Annotated in this window: 22 protein-coding genes; 12 read left to right on the plus strand and 10 right to left on the minus strand. The window is 65.3% G+C overall.

All coding sequences use genetic code 11. The annotated features are described in order from the left end of the window. Positions 1-74: 74 nt before the first annotated feature. Positions 75-2,351 (minus strand): phosphoenolpyruvate--protein phosphotransferase, encoded by a 2,277-nt coding sequence (ptsP, locus tag AC58EF_RS19085; RefSeq protein WP_497277951.1) that lies wholly within the window; start codon positions 2,349-2,351, stop codon positions 75-77. 169 nt (positions 2,352-2,520) lie between these two features. Here ptsP and AC58EF_RS19090 point away from each other — a divergent pair, with 169 nt between their 5' ends. Further along, positions 2,521-3,678 carry a pyridoxal phosphate-dependent aminotransferase gene (locus AC58EF_RS19090; protein WP_497277953.1) on the plus strand — a complete coding sequence of 386 codons (1,158 nt, stop codon included), beginning with the start codon at positions 2,521-2,523 and terminating at the stop codon, positions 3,676-3,678. A 211-nt stretch (positions 3,679-3,889) separates the two neighbouring features. Beyond that, positions 3,890-5,056 (plus strand): pyridoxal phosphate-dependent aminotransferase, encoded by a 1,167-nt coding sequence (locus tag AC58EF_RS19095; RefSeq protein WP_497278061.1) that lies wholly within the window; start codon positions 3,890-3,892, stop codon positions 5,054-5,056. Between the two features lie 79 nt (positions 5,057-5,135). On the opposite strand, the gene AC58EF_RS19100 is transcribed toward AC58EF_RS19095, so the two are convergent. Further along, positions 5,136-5,573 carry a winged helix-turn-helix transcriptional regulator gene (locus AC58EF_RS19100; RefSeq protein WP_497277954.1) on the minus strand — a complete coding sequence of 146 codons (438 nt, stop codon included), beginning with the start codon at positions 5,571-5,573 and terminating at the stop codon, positions 5,136-5,138. Positions 5,574-5,671: 98 nt separating this feature from the next. On the opposite strand from AC58EF_RS19100, the gene AC58EF_RS19105 reads away from it, so the two are divergent. After that, on the plus strand, positions 5,672-6,412 hold the full coding sequence (locus tag AC58EF_RS19105; protein ID WP_497277955.1) for an SDR family oxidoreductase: 741 nt from the start codon (positions 5,672-5,674) through the stop codon (positions 6,410-6,412). Between the two features lie 126 nt (positions 6,413-6,538). After that, positions 6,539-6,859, plus strand: a complete 321-nt coding sequence (locus tag AC58EF_RS19110; RefSeq protein WP_497277956.1) for a DMT family transporter — start codon at positions 6,539-6,541, stop codon at positions 6,857-6,859. Here AC58EF_RS19110 and AC58EF_RS19115 read toward each other — a convergent pair. Next, positions 6,834-7,526 (minus strand): winged helix-turn-helix transcriptional regulator, encoded by a 693-nt coding sequence (locus AC58EF_RS19115; RefSeq protein WP_497277958.1) that lies wholly within the window; start codon positions 7,524-7,526, stop codon positions 6,834-6,836. The two genes, AC58EF_RS19110 and AC58EF_RS19115, sit on opposite strands and share 26 nt — an antisense overlap. Before the next feature lie 124 nt (positions 7,527-7,650). Between AC58EF_RS19115 and AC58EF_RS19120 the strand changes: the two genes are divergently transcribed. From AC58EF_RS19120 to AC58EF_RS19140, 5 genes are all read left to right on the plus strand, one after another. Then, positions 7,651-8,097: a VOC family protein gene (locus tag AC58EF_RS19120; protein ID WP_497277959.1), complete on the plus strand. Its 447-nt coding sequence runs from the start codon at positions 7,651-7,653 to the stop codon at positions 8,095-8,097. A gap of 24 nt (positions 8,098-8,121) precedes the next feature. After that, entirely contained in the window at positions 8,122-8,484 is a 363-nt protein-coding gene (locus tag AC58EF_RS19125; protein WP_497277960.1) for a DUF1428 domain-containing protein, read from the plus strand. An 80-nt stretch (positions 8,485-8,564) separates the two neighbouring features. After that, complete coding sequence (locus AC58EF_RS19130) at positions 8,565-9,365, plus strand: VOC family protein (protein ID WP_497277961.1); 801 nt, start codon at positions 8,565-8,567, stop codon at positions 9,363-9,365. Then, positions 9,365-9,856, plus strand: coding sequence for a VOC family protein (locus tag AC58EF_RS19135; RefSeq protein ID WP_497277962.1), 492 nt, complete (start codon positions 9,365-9,367; stop codon positions 9,854-9,856). The genes AC58EF_RS19130 and AC58EF_RS19135 overlap by 1 nt, the downstream gene beginning before the upstream one ends. Further along, positions 9,853-10,320, plus strand: a complete 468-nt coding sequence (locus AC58EF_RS19140) for an SRPBCC family protein (RefSeq protein WP_497277964.1) — start codon at positions 9,853-9,855, stop codon at positions 10,318-10,320. The genes AC58EF_RS19135 and AC58EF_RS19140 overlap by 4 nt, the downstream gene beginning before the upstream one ends. Before the next feature lie 40 nt (positions 10,321-10,360). Here AC58EF_RS19140 and AC58EF_RS19145 read toward each other — a convergent pair whose 3' ends face one another. From AC58EF_RS19145 to AC58EF_RS19155, 3 genes are all read right to left on the minus strand, one after another. Continuing rightward, positions 10,361-11,272 carry a hypothetical protein gene (locus AC58EF_RS19145; protein WP_497277965.1) on the minus strand — a complete coding sequence of 304 codons (912 nt, stop codon included), beginning with the start codon at positions 11,270-11,272 and terminating at the stop codon, positions 10,361-10,363. Positions 11,273-11,358: 86 nt separating this feature from the next. Further along, positions 11,359-12,372, minus strand: coding sequence for an NAD(P)H-dependent flavin oxidoreductase (locus AC58EF_RS19150; RefSeq protein WP_497277966.1), 1,014 nt, complete (start codon positions 12,370-12,372; stop codon positions 11,359-11,361). Between the two features lie 123 nt (positions 12,373-12,495). Continuing rightward, positions 12,496-13,761 (minus strand): aspartate kinase, encoded by a 1,266-nt coding sequence (locus AC58EF_RS19155; protein ID WP_497277967.1) that lies wholly within the window; start codon positions 13,759-13,761, stop codon positions 12,496-12,498. A gap of 202 nt (positions 13,762-13,963) precedes the next feature. Between AC58EF_RS19155 and ubiG the strand changes: the two genes are divergently transcribed. After that, entirely contained in the window at positions 13,964-14,698 is a 735-nt protein-coding gene (gene ubiG / locus AC58EF_RS19160; RefSeq protein WP_497277968.1) for a bifunctional 2-polyprenyl-6-hydroxyphenol methylase/3-demethylubiquinol 3-O-methyltransferase UbiG, read from the plus strand. A 30-nt stretch (positions 14,699-14,728) separates the two neighbouring features. Further along, on the plus strand, positions 14,729-15,328 hold the full coding sequence (locus tag AC58EF_RS19165) for a YdeI/OmpD-associated family protein (protein ID WP_497277969.1): 600 nt from the start codon (positions 14,729-14,731) through the stop codon (positions 15,326-15,328). Here the strand turns inward: AC58EF_RS19165 and AC58EF_RS19170 are convergent. From AC58EF_RS19170 to AC58EF_RS19185, 4 genes are all read right to left on the minus strand, one after another. Next, on the minus strand, positions 15,211-15,633 hold the full coding sequence (locus AC58EF_RS19170) for a GSCFA domain-containing protein (protein WP_497277970.1): 423 nt from the start codon (positions 15,631-15,633) through the stop codon (positions 15,211-15,213). The genes AC58EF_RS19165 and AC58EF_RS19170 overlap by 118 nt on opposite strands. Beyond that, positions 15,515-16,123 (minus strand): hypothetical protein, encoded by a 609-nt coding sequence (locus AC58EF_RS19175; RefSeq protein ID WP_497278067.1) that lies wholly within the window; start codon positions 16,121-16,123, stop codon positions 15,515-15,517. Before AC58EF_RS19175 ends, AC58EF_RS19170 begins: the two co-directional genes overlap by 119 nt. A 15-nt stretch (positions 16,124-16,138) precedes the next feature. Further along, entirely contained in the window at positions 16,139-16,585 is a 447-nt protein-coding gene (locus AC58EF_RS19180; protein WP_497277971.1) for an NfeD family protein, read from the minus strand. A gap of 136 nt (positions 16,586-16,721) precedes the next feature. Then, a complete protein-coding gene (locus tag AC58EF_RS19185) occupies positions 16,722-17,693 on the minus strand; it encodes an SPFH domain-containing protein (RefSeq protein WP_497277973.1) in 972 nt (323 codons plus the stop codon). 97 nt (positions 17,694-17,790) lie between these two features. On the opposite strand from AC58EF_RS19185, the gene AC58EF_RS19190 reads away from it, so the two are divergent. After that, positions 17,791-18,606, plus strand: coding sequence for an HpcH/HpaI aldolase/citrate lyase family protein (locus AC58EF_RS19190; protein WP_497277975.1), 816 nt, complete (start codon positions 17,791-17,793; stop codon positions 18,604-18,606). The last annotated feature ends 167 nt before the right edge of the window (positions 18,607-18,773 follow it).

An 18,773-nucleotide genomic window follows, 5' to 3' on the forward strand; every position in this document is an offset into this window, starting at 1 on the left:
AGATTCATCAGGGTCACTAGCAAATATATGATTCTAGTGTGGTGGATTTGAAATACGCTCACCACCTGGCCGCCTCAATTCAGTTCTATATCCCGTTCGACCGCCCATGCCGTCAGCCGTTCGCGAATGTCGCGCGCACCGGCATCCAGCCATGCGCGCATCATGGCTTCCAGCTCGCTCGCATCGACCGCGCGGATCATCGCCTTGACCGGCCCGACCGACGCCGGAGTGATCGACAGGCGGCGGATGCCAAGGCCGATCAGCGCCATCGCCTCCAATGTGCGCCCACCCATCTCGCCGCAGACGCCGACCGGCACCTGATAGGTCTGGCACGCCCGCACCACCCGGTCCAGGAAGCGCAGGATCGCGATGCTCAGCCAGTCGTAACGCTCGGCCAGCTTGGGATGCGCCCGGTCGGCAGCGAACAGGAACTGGGTCAGGTCATTGGTGCCGATCGACAGGAAATCGATGCGGGGCAGCAATATGTCCAGCACCTCGGCCAGCGCCGGCACTTCCAGCATGGCGCCATATTTGACCGCGATCGGCAGCTTCTTCTTCTGCCCATGCAGCCATTCGCGCTGATGCTCGACCAGCGCGTGCGCTTCCTCATATTCCCAGGGTTCCGACACCATCGGGAACATGACGTTCAGCACCTTGCCCGCGCTCGCCTCCAGCAGCGCGCGCGCCTGCGCCTTCATCAACCCGTCGCGGTCCAGCGCCAGCCGCAGCGCGCGCCAGCCCATCGCCGGATTATCCTCCAGTTCCTCGTCGCCGTCCCGCGTCATATAGGGCAGCGCCTTGTCGCCGCCGATGTCGACCGTGCGGAAGATGACCGGCCGGTCGCCCGCGGCGTCCAGCACATCCTTGTAGAGCCGCTGCTGCTTTTCGCGCTGCGGCAGGGTGGCCGACACCAGGAACTGGAACTCGGTGCGGAACAGGCCGATGCCGTCCGCGCCGACCAGGTCCAGCGCCTGCGCATCCTCGCGCAGGCCGGCATTGACCATCAGCTCGACCCGCTGCCCGTCGGTCGTGACCGACGGCAGGTCGCGCATCGCGGCGAATTCGGCGCGGCGCTTCTGCGTCACATGCAGCTTGTTCTCGAACGCCTCGTCCATGTCGGCGCTCGGCCGGATCAGCAGGGTATTTTCCCCCACGTCCATCAGGATGAGGTCGCCCTCGTTCAACTGATGCCGCACGTCGCGCACGCGCCCCAGCACCGGCACGCCCATGGCGCGCGCGACGATAGTGACATGGGCGGTCAGCGATCCCTCTTCCAGGATCACGCCCTTCAGCCGCCGCCGGTCATATTCCAGCAGTTCCGCCGGTCCCAGGTTGCGCGCGATCAATATGGCGTCCTGCCGCAGCCCCAGTTGCGCCGCCGTGCCCAGTTGCCCCGACACGATGCGCAGCAGCCGGTTCGCCATATCCTCCAGATCGTGCATCCGGTCCTGGAGCAGCGGATCGTCGATCTGCCGCATCCGCATCCGGGTGCGCTGCTGCACCCGCTCGATCGCCGCCTCGGCGGTCAGGCCGCTGTCGATCGCCTCGTTGATCCGCCGGATCCAGCCCTCGTCATAGGCGAACATCTTGTAGGTTTCGAGCACCTCCTGATGCTCGCCCTCGGTGCCGAACTCGGCCGCGCCGGTCATCCGGTCGATCTGCTCGCGCATCTTGGCGAAGGCGGAAATGACGCGCGCCCGTTCCGCCTCCGTATCCTCCGCCACCGTATGTTCGACATGGATGCGCGGCTGGTGGAACACCGCATGGCCGCGCGCCATGCCCATCACCAGTTGCAACCCGTGCAGCATGGTCGTGCCGGTATCGGTCACGCGCGCGTCGGCCGGGCCGTCATCGGCCAGCTCGGCATTGGCGATCAGTTCGGACAGCACCATGGCCACCGTCTGCAACGCCTCGATCTCGACCTCTTCATATTTGCGCGGCTCCACATGCTGCACGCACAGGACGCCGATGGCGCGCTCGCGCCGTACGATCGGCACGCCCGCGAAGCTGTGGAACAGTTCCTCGCCCGTCTCGGGGCGATAGCTATAGTCGGGATGCGCCGCCGCCTCGTCCAGGTTCAGCGTCTCCACATTGGTGGCGATCAGGCCGACCAGCCCTTCGCCCATCGCCATGCGGGTGACATGGACGGCTTCCTGTTTCAGCCCGCGCGTCGCGAACAGTTCCAGCACGCCCTCGCGCACCAGATAGATGGAGCAGACCTCGCTCGACAGCGACTCGCCGATAATCTCCACCACCTTGTTCAGTTTCGCCTGCGCGCTGGTGCGCGACGCCATCACTTCCTGCAGGCGGATGAGGATCTGGCGGGCGGCGGCGGCGGGGGTGCTGGGCATATCGATGCGCTAACAGATTGAAGCATCAGTTTCCAAGATTCATGCGCAAAAAAGTTGCGCGGAAAAGCAGCAATTCCGACGCCGGTGGCCATTTGCATGGCGGAAACATTCTGTACACTCGTCCAGCAGGCTGAAGAGCCTTTGGCAGGCTCGCAGGGAGACAGGGACCATGGCGACTCAATCCGACACGGCATTCGAACGGGATCTTCTCGACCGCGGCTATTCGCGCCGCCAACTGGCCAAGGCGGCCGCGCTGATCGGCGGCGCCGCCGCCGCCATCCGCGTCACCGGCGCGGCCGCGCAGCAGGCGGCCAAGCCCGTCGCCGGCGCGGTGCGCATCGGCGCCAACGAATGCTGGACCGGCCCCTTTCCCGTCGCCGCCGAAGCCGCCTTCAAGCTGGTGCGGGAGGGCAATCGCTACGAACCCGACAATGAGCATCAGAAGCTGTTCGAAGCGGTCGCCTCGGTCGAGGGCATAGCGGCCGACCGCGTCACCGCCTGGCCCGGCTCGTCCGATCCGCTGAACCGCGTCGCGGTCAGCTTCGCCTCGCCCACCCGCGGCATCGTCACCGCCGACCCGACCTATGAAGCCATCTGGCGCACCGGCGACTGGATCGGGGCCAAGGTGGCGCGCGTGCCGCTGACCGCCGATTATCGCCATGATGTGAAGGCGATGCTGGCGGCCGATCCCAATGCGGGCATCTATTATATCTGCTCGCCCAACAACCCGACCGGCACGATCACGCCGATCGCCGACATCGAATGGCTGGCGAACAACAAGCCCAAGGACGCGATCCTGGTCGTCGACGAAGCCTATATCCACTGGGTCGATGGCCCCAATGCCGCCAGGCTCGCCGCCACGCGCGACGACGTGCTGATCCTGCGCACCTTCTCGAAGCTGTTCGGCATGGCGGGGATGCGCCTCGGCCTCACCTTCGCCTCGCCCGCGCTGATGGAAAAGATGATGCGCTATGACGGCGGGCAGGTGACGGCCATGCTGCCGATGACCGCCGTCGCCTGCGGCACCGTCTCGGTCGCGCAGGCCGACCTCATCAAGGCGCGCCGCGCCGAAATGAACGCCGCGCGCGAAAAGGCGGTCAGCCATTTGAAGGCCAAGGGGATCAAGGTCATCCCCGGCAGCCAGGCCAATATGTTCATGGTCGACTGGGGCAAGCCCGCCAAGGAGATGCAGACCGCCATTCTCGCTGAAAAGGTGCAGATCGGCCGCAACTGGCCGATCTGGCCCAATGTCTCGCGCGTGTCGGTCGGATCGATGGCGGAAATGGATGCCTTCAACGCGGCGGTGGACAAGGTCTGGAAGGCGTAAAGGCGCGCGCCGCAATCCCCGCATCGTCATTGCGAGCGGAGCGAAGCAATCCATGGCGCAAGGGTGGATTGCTTCGCTCCGCTCGCAATGACGAAATATCCTGAGCAAGCCCCATAAATTTAAATTCCCCGGCGGCGGCGCATTGCGGAAATGCGCCGCCGCTTCGTTCTTCCCCATGACCGACATATTTGCAGGAACGGGGACGGACGACATGAGCATGATGCTGAACAAGGATGCCAGGGACGACCTGATCGAACGCGGCTATTCGCGCCGCCAGCTGGGGGAGGTCGCCGCATTGCTTGGCGCCGGCGTCGCCGCCAGTTCGCTGCTGGGCGGGGCGGCCCAGGCGCAGCAGCAGGCCGCGCGCGGCATCGCCGGCGCGGTGCGCATCGGCTCCAACGAATGCTGGACCGGCCCCTTCCAGTCGGGTGTCGACGCCGCCGCCAGAGCCGCCTCGCTCGGCAACTGGTATGATCCCGACAATTACAAGGGCGACCTCATCAAGACCGTCGCCGGGGTCGAGGGCATTCCCGAAAGCCATGTCATGCTGTGGCCCGGATCGGGCGGCCCGCTGGTCAGCACCGTCGCGGCCTTCTGCTCGCCGGCCAGGGGACTGGTGACGGCTGACCCGACCTTCGAATCCGCCTGGCGCACCGCCGATTATCTGAAGGCGCCCATCGCCAAGGCGCCCCAGGCGATCGGCAAGGGCCATGACGTGAAGGCGATGCTGGCCGCCAATCCCAATGCTGGCCTCTATTATATCTGCTCGCCCAACAATCCCACCGGCACCGTCACGCCGCTGGCCAACATCGAATGGCTGCTGGCGAACAAGCCGGCGGACAGCATCCTGCTGGTCGACGAAGCCTATATCCACTTCTCCGAAGCGCCCAGCGCGGCGAGGCTGGTGGCGGGCCGCAAGGACCTGATCGTCATGCGGACCTTCTCGAAGCTGTTCGGCATGGCGGGCGTGCGCCTGGGCCTCACCTTCGCCGACCCGGACGTGCAAAAGCGCATCAACCTCTTCAACCCCACCGCCGGTGGCCTGTCGATCACGGCCATGGCCTGCGGCAATGCGGTCTATACCGAAGCGGCCCACATCAAGGCCCGTCGCGCGGAAATGATCGCCAACCGCGAGGAAACCATCGCCTGGCTGACCAAGAAGGGCCTAGAAGTCCAGTCCGGCAGCCAGGCCAATATGTTCATGGTCAATTGGAAGAAGCCGGCCAAGGAGATGCAGACGGCGCTGCTCGCCACGCCGGAAAAGGTGCAGATCGGCCGCAGTTGGGCCATCTGGCCCAATGTCTCGCGCGTGACCGTGGGGTCCGCCGACGACATGGCCAAGTTCCGCGCCGCCGTGGACAAGGTCTACAAGGCCTGAATCAGGATTATCGATCCCGGCAGTCAGGGCGTCCGGGCAACCGGGCGCCTTTTCCTGTCAGAAGCGCCGCTGGCGGGCGCTATCGATCCCGCGCGTCGAAACGGGCGCGTGCGGCCTCGACCGTTTCCAGATTGCGCTCTGCCCAGACCCAGACGCCGCAGAAGGCCGCGCTGAGACTGTTGCCGAGCGGGGTCAGCGCATAGTCGACGCGCGGCGGCACCACCGGATGGACGGTGCGGGTGAGCAGCCCGTCGCGCTCCATCTGGCGCAGCGTCTGCGTGAGCATCTTCTGGCTGATGCCCTCCACCTGCCGGCCGATCTCGGTGAAGCGCAGCGTGCCCTTCTCCTCCAGCAGTTCCAGCACGAGCAGCGTCCATTTGTCGGCGATGCGGCCGATCAAATCGTTGACGAGTCGTTCGACGCGCGGGTCGATATCGGCGGGCGGCTCGGTCGCCAGATACTGTTCGGCCTGCGCGATATCGGTAGCGCGGAAGCGATTTTGCAGCGGATTGGCCATTTCTAACCTTCAGGTATGTATGGAACAAAAAGGTGCCTTCTTTCCAAAAGAGAGCGTAGGCCTAGATTGCCTTCGAAGCCAATCGAAAGGAGCCACCCATGCAATCCACAGGCAACACCATCCTCATCACCGGCGGCGGTTCGGGCATCGGCGCGGCGCTGGCGCATGAATTTCATGCGGCGGGCAATCAGGTCATCATCGCCGGGCGGCGGCAGGCGGCGCTGGACGCGGTCGTGGCCGATCATCCCGGCATGGCGGCGATGACGCTCGACATGGAAGATCCCGCCGCGATCATCGCCTTCGCGGACAGGCTGGTCGCGGATTTCCCGGCGCTCAACGCGGTGCTGCTCAACGCCGGGATCATGGTGGCGGAGGAAAAGATCGACCTTCCCACCGCCGAAGCGACGATCGCCACCAACCTGCTCGGCCCGATCCGCCTCGCTTATGCGCTGCTGCCGCATCTGGAGGGGCGGCCGGCGTCGACCATCCTGACCGTGTCGTCGGGCCTCGCCTTCGTGCCGCTGGCGGCGACGCCGACCTATTGCGCGACCAAGGCGGCGATCCATAGCTGGTCCATCGCCCTGCGCGAACAGTTGAAGGCGACCAGCGTCGAAGTGGTCGAGATCGTGCCGCCCGGCGTGCAGACCGACCTGATGCCCGGCCATGCGGAGAATGAACAGATGATGCCGCTCGCGGACTTCATCAGCGAGACGATGGGGCTGCTGCGGCAGCAGCCGTCCCCGGCGGAAATCCATGTCGAGCGGGTGAAGTTCCTGAGCGAGGCGACGAAGCGCGGCGAATTCGCGCAGGTGTTCGGGATGCTGAACGGGGCGCATTGAAGGCGAAGGGCTTGCCTCTTGAAGGGGGGATGCCTATCTCACGCCTCGCAAGCGAGGCCACGTCCTCCCCCAACCATGGGTTTCAAGTCCGGGACGGCCCGGTTCTCTTGTGGAAGGAGAGCCGTCATGGCCTGGGTTTATCTTTTTGTTGCCGGTCTGCTGGAAATCGTCTGGGCCTTTGCGATGAAACAGTCGCACGGGTTCAGCCGGCTCGTCCCCAGCCTCGTTACATTGGGCACAATGGTCGCCAGTTTCGGGCTGCTGGCGATGGCGATGCGCAGCCTGCCGCTGGGGACGGCCTATATGATCTGGACGGGGATCGGCGCGCTGGGCGCGTTCGCGGTCGGCGTCGCCTTTCTGGGCGAGGGCGTCAGCGCCGCGCGGCTGGTCGCCGCGGGGCTGATCCTCGCGGGGCTGGTGCTCATGAAGCTGTCGGCGGCCCATTGACCATGTCGGGCGCCTTGGGGGGCAGCGGAAAAAGGCCAGCGAAGCGTTCGGCCAGCGCCATGTCCCCCTCGACCCTCAGCACGCCCGCCATCTCCGCATAACGCGCGCCGCCATAGAGGATGGCGACCAGCGCATTCTGGTCGCCGGTGATGATCGTGTCCGCGCCTGCCGCCTCGCCCCGGTCGATCAGGAAATCGCCATCTTTCAGCGTGGCGCGAAACTCCTCCTCGCCAAAGCGGAAGCCGATGCTGGCGTCGAGATCGCCGATGCGGTCGCGGTCGATCATGGTGCGCATCGACAATATCACCGACACCTGGCTCATCGGCTTGCCCGGCTCCATCGTGGGCGAGCGGCAGGCCCAGCGGCCCAGCACCTGGAAGACTATCTCCGACTCGCGGCCCCAGTCGGTCAGCTCGTAAATCTGGCTGGCGGCGGGCGGCGGCAGGCGGCGGCGGACGAGGATGCTGGACGCCTCCAGCTCCTCCAGCCTTTGCGTCAGCATATTGGCGCTGATTCCGGGCAGGCCGGCGCGCAGGTCGGTGAAGCGCTTGGGACCAAGCATCAGTTCGCGCATGATCGGCATCGCCCAGCGATCGCCAATGATATCCAGCGCATGGGCGACGGCGCATCCGTCCTGATAGGCTCGCTTTTTGTTTTGCTGACTCATTGGTTATCTTTTCTAACTTAACTGTTGCATAAAATAATAGATGAGTTCACAAAGTTCAAGCGGTGAGTCGCCCTGATGGAGAGAAGGGTGCTGCCGAACCGATAAAATCCCGAGGAGAAGTGCGATGTCGAACGAACCCGCTCCGAAGATGATTTTCGTCAACCTGCCCGTCAGCGACCTGCCCGCCGCCATCGCCTTCTATGAAGCGGTGGGCGGCGTGCGGAACGATGATTTCGCCGACGACAGCGCGCAGATGATGCGCTTTTCGGACGTGATCCATGTCATGCTGCTGACCCATGCGCGCTTTAGCAGTTTCACGCCGCGCAAGATTCCGAACGCCCATGAAACCGCGCAGGTTCTTCTGTGTTTGAGCGAGACGAGCCGCGATGCGGTCGACGATGTGGTCGGCAGGGCGCTGGCTGCGGGCGGAACCGAGCCCAATCCGAAACAGGATCATGGCTTCATGTATGGCCGCAATTTCGCGGATCTGGACGGCCATATCTGGGAAGTGATGTGGATGGACGTCGAAGCGGCGATGGCCGGCGGACAGGGCGAACCCGCCGCGGCGTAAAGCAAATATGAAAGGAGAGAGACGATGGCCTATATGGACGGTTTCGTGATCCCCGTGCCCAAGGGCAACAAGGAACGCTACAAGGAGGTCGCCGCCTATGCCGCGCCGATCTTCATCGAGCATGGCGCGACCCGCGTCGTCGAATGCTGGGGCAACGACGTCAAGATCGGCAAGGTCAACGACTTCCGCACCGCCGTGATCGCGGAGGAGGATGAGGAGGTCGTCTTTTCCTGGATCGAGTGGCCCGACAAGGAAACCCGCGACGCCGGCGCCGAGAAGGTGATGAAGGACGAGCGGATGCAGCCCAAGGAGGGCGAGGACATGCCCTTCATCGGCGCACGGCTGATCTATGGCGGGTTCGAGGTGCTGCTCGACGCCAAGGCTTGAGCGCCGGACTGGCTCTGGAATTTTCATCTCATCCGTTCGGGCTCAGGGCGAACGGGCTTAGATTTCAAAGGAGAGGCGTGATGACCGACTTTTCCGGCAAATTCTTCTGGTACGAACTGATGACTAGCGATCCGCAAGCCGCGCTGGCCTTCTATGGCGACGTGGTCGGCTGGACCAGCGCGCCCTTCGGCGATGATCTGGGCGGTGATCCCTATAATGTGGTGTCGGGCAGCGCCGGGCCGATGGGCGGGATCATGGCGATCCCGGCCGAAGCCAAGGATTGCGGCATGTCGCCCTGGTGGGGCGGCTATGTCGGGTCGGACGATGTCGATGCGGACGCCGAGCGGCTGAGCGCGGCGGGCGGCAGCGTGAAGCGCCCGCCCGAGGATATCCCCGGCGTCGGCCGCTTCGCGGTGATGGCCGATCCGGGCGGGGCGATATTCATGCTGCTCAAAGGCTCCAGCCCGGACGGGATGGAGGCGCCGGCGGGGATGCCTATGGGCCATGTCGGCTGGCATGAACTCTATGCCGGCGATTTCGACAAGGATTTGGCCTTCTACACCGGCCAGTTCGGCTGGACCAAGGGGGAGGCGATGGATATGGGCGAGATGGGCAGCTACCAACTCGTTTCCCAGACCGGCGCGACCGATTTTCAGGGTATGACGGGCGGCATCATGCCGCGTCCCGAACAGATGCCAATGCCGCTGTGGCTCTTTTATTTCATCGTCGGCGACATCGACGCCGCGGTCGAGCGGGTGAAGGCGGGCGGCGGCCAGCTGATGCAGGAGCCGATGGAAGTGCCCGGCGGCGCGTGGATCATCCAGGCGACCGACCCGCAGGGCGCGATGTTCGCGCTGGTCGGCAGCAAGGGAGCGGCGTGATGAGCAAGATCTCCCCCTGCCTCTGGTTCAACGGTCAGGCCGAGGAGGCGGCGCGTTTCTACGTGTCGGTATTCGGCGGATCGGTGGACCATATAAGCTATTATCCCGAGCAGAATCCCTCGCCATCGCCGCTGCCGGGCGGCAGCGTGCTGCTGGTCGAATTCACCCTGTTCGGGCAAGGCTATCAGGCGTTGAACGGCGGTCCCCAATTCACCTTCGACGAAGCGGTGTCGCTGTCGGTGGAGTGCGAGGATCAGGCCGAACTGGATCGCTATTTCGACGCGCTGACCGCCGATGGCGGCAAGGATGGGCCATGCGGCTGGGTGACGGACAAATATGGCCTGTGCTGGCAGCTCGTGACGCGGCAGATCATGGCCAATTACCAGACCGACGACAAGGACGGCATTGCCCGCATGATGCAGGTGATGATGACGATGCGGAAGCTGGACACCGCCGCGATGCAGGCGGCTTTCGAAGGGAGGACGGCATGAGCGACGCAAGCCATGAATTGTCCGTCACCTGCCATGTCGCCGCCCCGCGCGCGATCTGCTGGAAGGTATGGACCGACCTGAAGGACGAATGGTTCTGTCCCAAGCCCTGGCGCGCCGAGGTGATCGAGGAGGACCTGCGCCCCGGCGGGCGCAGCGCGGTGCAGATGTTCGGCCCTGACGGCGAGGAGACGGGGCCGATGGAGGGCGTGTTCCTGGAAGTCGTGCCGGGCGAGCGGGTGGTGACGACCGACGCTTATGCGTCGGGCTGGATTCCGCAGACGCCCTTCATGACCGCGATCTGGCAATTTGCGGACGAAGGCGAGGGAACGCGCTTCACCGCGACCGCGCGCCACTGGGACGCGGAGGCCATGGCGCGGCACGAGGAAATGGGCTTCCATCCCGGCTGGGACCAGATGATCGAGCAGTTCAAGGCGCTGAGCGAGACGTCGGCGGCGAGCGCCTAGAGCGATTTCGAGCCAGATGGAAACGCAGGTCGATGCACGCCTACTCCACCGGCGCCGGTAGCGGCTGCACCGTCAATGTCGGCGCGGCCGTGCCCGGCTGGGCCGGCTGTGTCCGCGTCACTGCCGGCGGGCCGGAAAGCACCGGCGCAACGGACGGCGTGGCCGCTCCCGCTGGCGCCTCGCCCGGAATCGGAGCCGCCTTTTCCAGCGCGGTCGTGTAGCTGGGCGACCAGCCGGCCGGCGGCGGCGCTTCGCCTGGCGGCACGGGCGGCGGCGGCAGCGGCGTGGGCGACACCACCACCGTCACCGTCCCGCCGAAGCGGGACTGCCATTCGGCCAGCCGGCGCAGATAGTCCGCATAGGCCGCGTAAAATTCCTGATAGGGCTTTTCCAGCTCCTTGAGCGCCTCTGGCGCATAGGCCAGCAGCGCACCGGACGGCATCGTCAGTATCTTCGCACCCACGGCGGTCGCCACCGGGCAGAAGCTCTTGATGACCGGCGGCAGCGCGAAGAAATTATAGACGATGGTGTTGAGCTGCTCGCGCGATCCCACGCCCGCCCGCCCGTAGGCGACCTTGTAGTTGCGGTCGACCGCCGCATTGGCGTCCGTCAGGATCGCCCTGTGCACGGTCAATATCTGGTTATACTGGATGCGCGCCGTGGAGCCGAAACGTTCGCAATTGAGCGCCGCGACATTGAGCGCCATGCGCACATGCCAGAGCGCGGTGTTCGACGTCACCTTGCGGTTGGGCGTCAGATAGTCGCCTGCCTCGTCCTTGGTCGGCAGGCTCATCCCCTCGGCCGCATTGTTCGGCGGCACAGGACGGACGGTCGGAACGACCGGCGGCGGGGGCGCAGGCGGCGGCGGGGGCGGCTTGGGCGTCGAACAGGCCGCCAGCACCGCCAGCGACACAAGGGAAATCCGCCCATAGAAACGGCACGTTGCGGACATTAAACACTCCGAAAATCACTATGTCCGGTCATGCCGGGCAAAAGGGCCGGGGGGAATATGCCTTATGCTCCGTTCACCGCAACCCTTCAGGCGGCTCGCCGTTCCAGCGCCTGGCGCGCCTCGGCCATCAACTGGGCGATGATGTCGGCGACCGGTTCTTCCTTCGTCACCATGCCCACCGACTGGCCCGCCATCAGCGATCCGCCCTCGACATCGCCGTCGATCACCGCGCGGCGCAGCGCACCGGCCCAATAATGTTCGATCTGCAACTGCGCCTCGCCCATGTCGACCGCGCCGCTGTCCAGCAGGTTGGCGACCTCGCGCTGCTTGGCGGTGAAACTTTCGGTCCCCGCATTTTTGAGCGCGCGCACGGGAATGACCGGCAGGCGCGGGTCAATCTGAACGCTGGCGATGGCGTCGCGGGCCGAAGCGCGGAAAAAGGCCTTCTTGAACGCGGGATGAGCGATGCTCTCGGTGGCGCAGGCGAAACGGGTGCCCAGCTGCACGCCCGACGCGCCCATTTCCAGATAGGCGGCGATCGCCTCGCCCCGGCCGATGCCGCCGGCGACGAAGACCGGCACCTGCTCCGCCATTTCCGGCAATATTTCCTGCGCCAGCACGCTGGTCGCGACCGGGCCGATATGGCCGCCCGCCTCCATGCCCTCCACCACCAGCGCGTCGACGCCCGATCGCACCAGCTTCTTCGCCAGCGCCAGCGCCGGCGCGAAGCAGATCAGCTTCGCGCCCTTCTGCTTGATCGCCTCGATGCTGCCCTTGGGCGGCAGCCCGCCCGCCAGCACGACATGGCCGACATCATGCTTCGCACAGACGTCGATCAGGTCGAACAATTGCGGGTGCATGGTGATGAGGTTCACGCCGAACGGCTTGTCGGTCAGCGCCCTGGTCGCCGCAATCTCCTTGTCCAGCAGTTCGGGCGTCATCGCACCGCAAGCGATCACGCCGAAACCGCCGGCATTGGAGATGGCCGACACCAGATGCCGCTCGCTCACCCAGCTCATCGCCCCGCACAATATCGCCGTCTCGCAGCCGAGAAATTCGGTGCCGCGGGCCATCAGGGAAGCGAGTTTGGCGGTGGTCATAAGTCTAGCCTTCAAGAATCACAAAAAGCCCCTCCCCTTCAGGGGAGGGGTTGGGGTGGGGGCGTGCCGCAACAGACCCCTCGCCCATCATCTCTTCTCCCCTGACCGGAGAGAGGCAAAAAATCAAGCCGTCGGGGCGTCCAGCCCATAGGCCGTGTGCAGCACACGCACCGCCAGTTCGGTTTCGTCCTCGTCGATCAGCACGCTGACCTTGATCTCGCTGGTGGAAATCGCCTCGATGTTGATGCCGCGTTCGGCGAGCGTCTTGAACATGGTGGCGGCGACGCCGGCATGGCTGCGCATCCCAACGCCCACGACGCTGATCTTGGCGACTTCGGTGTCGGTGATGATGCGGCGGAAACCGATCTCATCCTTGTGCGCTTCCAGCAGGTCGACGCTGCGGGCCAGGTCGGCGCGCGGGACGGTGAAGGTGACGTCCGTCTCCTCATTGTCCTTGGAATCATTCTGGATGATCATGTCGACATTGATCGCCGCGTCGGCCAGCGGGCCGAAGATGCTGGCGACCGCGCCGGGCTTGTCGGGCACGCGGGTGACGATGATCTTCGCCTCATTCTTGTCATGGGCGATGCCGGTGATGAGCTGACGTTCCATCTTGCTTTCCTTGAGCTTGGCTTCCAGTTCCTCGTCGCTCACGATCAGCGTGCCGGGGAGGTCGTCCTGGGTGGGATCATCGAAGGAAGAGAGCACCTGCACGACCACGCCTTCCTTCATGGCGAGGCCGACCGAGCGGGTCTGGAGCACCTTGGCGCCGACCGAGGCCAGCTCCAGCATCTCCTCATAGGTGACGAGGTCCAGCTTGCGCGCGCGGGCGACGATGCGCGGGTCGGTGGTGTAGACGCCGTCGACGTCGGTATAGATGTCGCAGCGATCGGCCTTGACCGCCGCCGCCACCGCCACCGCCGACGTGTCCGATCCGCCTCGGCCCAGCGTCGACACCCGGCCATCGGCCATCATGCCCTGGAAACCGGGGATCACCGCCACCTGGCCCGACGCCATCTCCGCCAGCAGCGCGCCGGTGTCGATCTTCTCGACGCGCGCCTTGGCATGGGCCTCGGTCGTGCGGATCGGCATCTGCCAGCCGAGCCAGCTGCGCGCGTCCACGCCCATCGACTTCAGCGTCATCGCCAGCAGCCCGCTCGTCACCTGCTCGCCCGACGCCACCACGACATCATATTCGGCCGGATCGTAGAGCGGCGAGGCTTCCTTGCAGAAGCCCACCAGTCGGTCGGTTTCGCCCGCCATGGCTGACACGACGACCGCCACCTGATGCCCCTGTTCGACGACATGCTTGACGCGCGCCGCCACGTTGCGAATTCGCTCCATCCCCGCCATGGAGGTGCCGCCGAATTTCATCACGATGCGCGCCATTTGCTTGTCGAACCTGCTTGCTGTTGTGAAAGAATATGTCCCAAAGGGGCGAAACGGCGCTCCTATTAGCAGCCGCGGCGGATATGGCAAGCAATCGCACTGCGCGCTTCGCCGCATCGACGCACCCCGCCAGCCCGGCTCTTTTGCGTTCAACGGGATAGGCGCATTTGCCTCCCGTCCCCGGCCTGCTAGAACAGGATGCATGATGACCGAGACAGCCGCAACGATCGATCCGAAGGAAGCCGCCCATTTCGGCGCGATGGCCGCCGACTGGTGGGACCCCGCCGGCTCCAGCGCGATGCTGCACAAGCTCAATCCGGTGCGGCTGCGCTATATCCGCACCGCGATCGACCGGCACTGGCCGGGGAAGGAACAGGCCTTCCGCCCGCTCGACGGCAAGCGCGCGCTCGACGTCGGCTGCGGCGCGGGGCTGCTCGCCGAACCGCTGGCGCGCCTTGGCGCATCCGTCACCGGCCTCGACGCGGCTCAAGAAAATATCGCCGCCGCCCATGCCCATGCGCGGGGCCAGCATCTCGCCATCGACTATCGCGCCACTCCGGTCGAGGCGATGGCCGACACCGGCTATGATCTCGTCACGTCGATGGAGGTGATCGAGCATGTCGCCGATCCCGCCGCCTTCGTGCGCGCCCTCGCCGCGAAACTGGCGCCTGACGGCCTGATGATCCTCTCCACCCCCAACCGCACGCCCCTCTCCCGCCTCGCCATGATCACCATCGGCGAAAGCGTCGGCGGCATCCCCAAGGGCACGCATGACTGGCGCAAGTTCGTCAGGCCCGAAGAACTGACCGCGCTGCTGGAGCAAGCGGGCCTGGAGGTGACGGACAGCATCGGCCTCGGCTTCGATCCGGCGCGCGGCTTCACCTTGTCGGCGAACAAGGCGATCAACTATCTCCTGACCGCGCGGCATAAGGCGTAAAGCGGACGGACAGTTTGAAGGGGAAGAGCGATGACCCCAGAGTCGAAAATCGACGCCTATATCGCCGCCCAGGCCGACTTCGCCCGCCCGATCCTCACGCATTTCCGCGCACTGGTCCACGCCGCCCGGCCCGACGTCGCCGAAGCGATCAAATGGAGCTTCCCCCACTTCGTCTACCGGACCAAGAATCTCGCCTCCATGGCCGCGTTCAAGGGCCATGCCGCGATCGGCTTCTGGTATAGCGAGGACCAGACCGCCGCCCGCGCCGAGCAGGGCGGCATGGGCCATCTCGGCAAGATCACCAGCCTCGCCGACCTCCCCTCCGACGACGATCTGCGCGCCATGCTGGCAAAGGCCGCCGCGATGATCGACGCGGGCGCGAAACCGCAATGGATGGAGCGCCGCCAGCCGCGCGAGGCGCTCCCCGTTCCGCCCGCCCTCACCGCCGCGATTCTGGCGAACCCCGCCGCCGCCTCCATCTGGGCCGCCTTCCCGCCCGGCAAGATCCGCGACTATGCCGAATGGATCGGCGAGGCGAAGACCGACGCCACCCGAGACAGGCGCGTCGCCCAGGCGGTCGAATGGATCGCGCAGGGCAAAAGCCGCAACTGGAAATATGAGAAGCGGTGAAAGACGGGCATGACGGGAAGGGTGGATGACGGACGATCCGGGTTGAAATGGGTGCGCAGGAACTCGACCAGATATCTGGCCGCCTCAAGATTTTCCTCATAGTCGGATATCCGGCATTCGAAGCGGCTGAGATTGCTCGCCAGAACCTCGCTGGGCGTGAAGTTGAGATAATTGCTGGTCTGGAGGTCATACCATGTCTCGACCAGGCCGAGGGTCAGGATGAAGGCATCGGCCTGCGCGATCCGCTTGTGGATCTGGATCGAGGCGTTGCGGGCCGCGGCCAGCGCCTCCCGCGTGGGTTCCACGTCGTTGCCGGAATAGTCGATCCATCCGATCGGCGTTTCCCCACATCAGACCCTCGTCATAGCCGCCGCCCTGTGCCAGGCGGAAGCCGTTGATGACGGAAAAGATATTGTAGCGATTGAACGAGCCGCCCTTCAGGCCGCTGTCGGGCGACCAGCTCAGCACCGTCTTGCCCAACGCATGAAGCGCATATTCGATCTCGCGCGCGAAGCAGGAGCCGCTGGTAAACAGGGCCGGATTTTCGCCAAGGCGGAATTTGGGCGTGATGACGGGCGTGAATTCGCGAAAGACCCTGGCCCCCGCCATGGCGCCGACGACATTATCATATCCCTGGGCGTCCGCTTCCGGGCCGCCGACGGACCATTGGGCATATTCGCCGATGCTGCGCATGTTGCGGACGGCCTGCCTGGCCGAAATGTTACGGACTGTCTCTCCAAGGATGTGATTCAGGCGCGACTGGCGGGACCGGATGAGCCCTTTGCGGATGATCATGGAGGCGGGGCGCCTTTACAGATGCTCCACCCGCAACACCGCGCCTTCGGCGCCGGTCACGCGGACCCGGACGCCGACGGCCGCATCCGCGCCGCGGGCGGTCCAGACGCTGTCGCCGACCTTGACCCGGCCTTCGCCGCCGCTGATCGGCTCCACCACGGTCACGATCTGGCCGATCAACCGCGCGGTGCGATCGTTGAGCAGGGGGTCGGTGGAGGCCACCGGATGGTCGGCATACCAGCGGCGTCCGCCCCACACCGCGATCAGGCTGAGCGCGGCGAAGAGGAGCAGCTGGAGCGGCAGGCCGATCGGCACGGCCAGCGCGACAAGCCCCGTCAGCGCCGCCGCGATCGCGATCCAGATCAGGAAGACGCCGGGCATCACCACCTCGGCCATGCCCAGCAGCGCGGCGAAGACCAGCCAGGCCCAATGATCGTGGAGGAGGGCGAGCCAGTGGGTCATGGGTGCATGGTCGTCCTTCTGCCATCATCCCGGTGGAGGCGAGGCGCTGTGGCGCTGGCCCTGCGTCCGGTGGAACGGTCGGGAGGTGGGTTCCCGCGACGATGGAGGATGGAAGAAAGCGGCATCGCCATCCCCGTCATCCCTGGCTCTGGCCGAAGGGGCCGCGGCGCGGCGGGGCGGGCGGCGGCGGAGGCGCCGGCGCGTCGCCCAGCGCCTCCTTCGCAAGCGCGCCGATCCCGCCCAGCGTGCCGATGAGCTGGGTCGCCTCGACCGGGAAGAGGATGGTCTTGGCGTTGGGAGAGATGGCGAACTGCTGCACCGCGTCGGTATATTTTTGCGCGATGAAATAGTTGAGCGCCTGCGGATTGCCCGCGGCGATCGCGTCCGACACCATCTGCGTCGCCTTGGCTTCGGCCTCCGCCTCGCGCTCGCGTGCCTCGGCGTCGCGGAAAGCGGCCTCGCGGCGGCCTTCCGCCTCCAGTATCTGCGACTGTTTCTGGCCTTCGGCGCGGAGGATTTCGGCGCTTTTGAGGCCTTCGGCTTCCAGGATGTTGGCGCGCTTCTCGCGCTCCGCCTTCATCTGCCGGCCCATGGCGTTGACGATGTCGGCGGGCGGGCGGATGTCCTTCAGTTCGACGCGGGTGATCTTGATGCCCCAGGCGTTGGTGGCATGATCGACCACGGACAGGAGGCGGGCGTTGATCTCGTCCCGCTTGGACAGCGTCTCGTCCAGATCCATCGACCCCATCACCGTGCGCAGATTGGTGGTGGCGAGCTGCATGATGGCGACATAGAGTTCGGCCACTTCATAGGCCGCCTTGGCCGCGTCCAGCACCTGAAAGAAGACCACGCCGTCGACCGACACCATGGCATTGTCCTTGGTGATGATTTCCTGCCCCGGAATATCGACCACCTGCTCCATCATGTTGATCTTGCGCCCCACACCGTAGAAGAAGGCGGGGTAGAAATTGAGGCCGGGCCGGGCCACTTCGGTAAAGCGGCCGAAACGTTCGATCGTATATTGATAGCCCTGCCGCACGACCTTCACGCTGACGGCGAGGTAGAAGAGAACGAGGCCGGTGACGGTAAGCGCGAAGGTGGTCAGCATCTCTATCTCTCCCCCGATCATGGGTTGGATTATGCGCGCTAATCATTAACGGGGAAAGTCAAACCGCCCAAGGCCGAGCCAAAAGGAGAGTGAGTCCATGCAACTGCGCCACGCCCGTTCGCTGCTGTTCCTGCCCGCATCCAATGCGCGCGCCATCGCCAAGGCGCGGACCCTGCCCTGCGACATGGTCATATTGGACCTGGAGGATGCGGTGCCCGACGACGCCAAGGAAGCGGCGCGGGCCGGCGCGGTCGAGGCGCTGGGCGAAGGATTTGGCGACAGGCTGAGTGCGGTGCGGATCAATGTCGAGGGCACGCGCTGGCACGGGGTCGAGATGATCGCGGTCAAGGCGTCGGGCGCGGACTATGTCGTGCTGCCCAAAGTGGAGCATCCCAAGCAGGTGAAGGATGTGTTCAGCGTCACCCAGAAGCCGGTGATCGCGATGATCGAGAGCGCGCGCGGCGTGCTGGCGGCGCCGGCGATCGCGGCGGGGGAAGGCTGCGCCGCGCTGTTCATGGGCAATAACGATCTGCGCAAGGATCTGGGCATTCCGCCATCGGCCGGGCGGGCGGGCCTGTCCCATGCGTTGCAGGCAGTGGTGCTGGCGGCGCGGGCGGCGGGCATCGCGGTGTTCGACGGCGTGTTCAACCGGCTGGACGATGAGACGGGACTGGAGGCGGAATGCGCCGAGGGTCACCGCCAAGGCTTCGACGGCAAGACGCTGATCCATCCGAGCCAGGTGACGGTGGCGAACCAGGTGTTCGGCCCGGACGCGCAGGCGGTGGCGGATGCCCGGCGGCTGGTCGAGGCGGCAACCGGCGGGGCCGAGCGCTTCGAGGGCCGGATGATCGAGACGATGCATGTCGAGGAAGCCCGAACGCTGATCGCGCGGGCGGAGGCGGTGGGGGAGTAAGTGGGAGGCGTTGTTTCCCTCCGCTAGAGCATGACCCGATCAGATTGAATCGGATCATGCTCTAATTTTCCTTTGTTTTCCGCATTTTCCGAGTCGTCAGATGTTTCCATCTGATTTAAAAATGCTCTCATGGCGGCCGGCGGCCATGGCCCGCTGTCCTACACGTC

It is taken from the genome of Sphingobium sp. WR1, from assembly GCF_059693745.1.

What these genes read in the sequence shown, in the direction of transcription:
- ptsP (WP_497277951.1), bottom strand. Translation starts at nt 2,351, where the DNA reads ATGCCCAGCACCCCCGCCGCCGCCGCCCGCCAGATCCTCATCCGCCTG.
- AC58EF_RS19090 (WP_497277953.1), top strand. Translation starts at nt 2,521, where the DNA reads ATGGCGACTCAATCCGACACGGCATTCGAACGGGATCTTCTCGACCGC.
- AC58EF_RS19095 (WP_497278061.1), top strand. Translation starts at nt 3,890, where the DNA reads ATGAGCATGATGCTGAACAAGGATGCCAGGGACGACCTGATCGAACGC.
- AC58EF_RS19100 (WP_497277954.1), bottom strand. Translation starts at nt 5,573, where the DNA reads ATGGCCAATCCGCTGCAAAATCGCTTCCGCGCTACCGATATCGCGCAG.
- AC58EF_RS19105 (WP_497277955.1), top strand. Translation starts at nt 5,672, where the DNA reads ATGCAATCCACAGGCAACACCATCCTCATCACCGGCGGCGGTTCGGGC.
- AC58EF_RS19110 (WP_497277956.1), top strand. Translation starts at nt 6,539, where the DNA reads ATGGCCTGGGTTTATCTTTTTGTTGCCGGTCTGCTGGAAATCGTCTGG.
- AC58EF_RS19115 (WP_497277958.1), bottom strand. Translation starts at nt 7,526, where the DNA reads ATGAGTCAGCAAAACAAAAAGCGAGCCTATCAGGACGGATGCGCCGTC.
- AC58EF_RS19120 (WP_497277959.1), top strand. Translation starts at nt 7,651, where the DNA reads ATGTCGAACGAACCCGCTCCGAAGATGATTTTCGTCAACCTGCCCGTC.
- AC58EF_RS19125 (WP_497277960.1), top strand. Translation starts at nt 8,122, where the DNA reads ATGGCCTATATGGACGGTTTCGTGATCCCCGTGCCCAAGGGCAACAAG.
- AC58EF_RS19130 (WP_497277961.1), top strand. Translation starts at nt 8,565, where the DNA reads ATGACCGACTTTTCCGGCAAATTCTTCTGGTACGAACTGATGACTAGC.
- AC58EF_RS19135 (WP_497277962.1), top strand. Translation starts at nt 9,365, where the DNA reads ATGAGCAAGATCTCCCCCTGCCTCTGGTTCAACGGTCAGGCCGAGGAG.
- AC58EF_RS19140 (WP_497277964.1), top strand. Translation starts at nt 9,853, where the DNA reads ATGAGCGACGCAAGCCATGAATTGTCCGTCACCTGCCATGTCGCCGCC.
- AC58EF_RS19145 (WP_497277965.1), bottom strand. Translation starts at nt 11,272, where the DNA reads ATGTCCGCAACGTGCCGTTTCTATGGGCGGATTTCCCTTGTGTCGCTG.
- AC58EF_RS19150 (WP_497277966.1), bottom strand. Translation starts at nt 12,372, where the DNA reads ATGACCACCGCCAAACTCGCTTCCCTGATGGCCCGCGGCACCGAATTT.
- AC58EF_RS19155 (WP_497277967.1), bottom strand. Translation starts at nt 13,761, where the DNA reads ATGGCGCGCATCGTGATGAAATTCGGCGGCACCTCCATGGCGGGGATG.
- ubiG (WP_497277968.1), top strand. Translation starts at nt 13,964, where the DNA reads ATGATGACCGAGACAGCCGCAACGATCGATCCGAAGGAAGCCGCCCAT.
- AC58EF_RS19165 (WP_497277969.1), top strand. Translation starts at nt 14,729, where the DNA reads ATGACCCCAGAGTCGAAAATCGACGCCTATATCGCCGCCCAGGCCGAC.
- AC58EF_RS19175 (WP_497278067.1), bottom strand. Translation starts at nt 16,123, where the DNA reads ATGATCATCCGCAAAGGGCTCATCCGGTCCCGCCAGTCGCGCCTGAAT.
- AC58EF_RS19180 (WP_497277971.1), bottom strand. Translation starts at nt 16,585, where the DNA reads ATGACCCACTGGCTCGCCCTCCTCCACGATCATTGGGCCTGGCTGGTC.
- AC58EF_RS19185 (WP_497277973.1), bottom strand. Translation starts at nt 17,693, where the DNA reads ATGCTGACCACCTTCGCGCTTACCGTCACCGGCCTCGTTCTCTTCTAC.
- AC58EF_RS19190 (WP_497277975.1), top strand. Translation starts at nt 17,791, where the DNA reads ATGCAACTGCGCCACGCCCGTTCGCTGCTGTTCCTGCCCGCATCCAAT.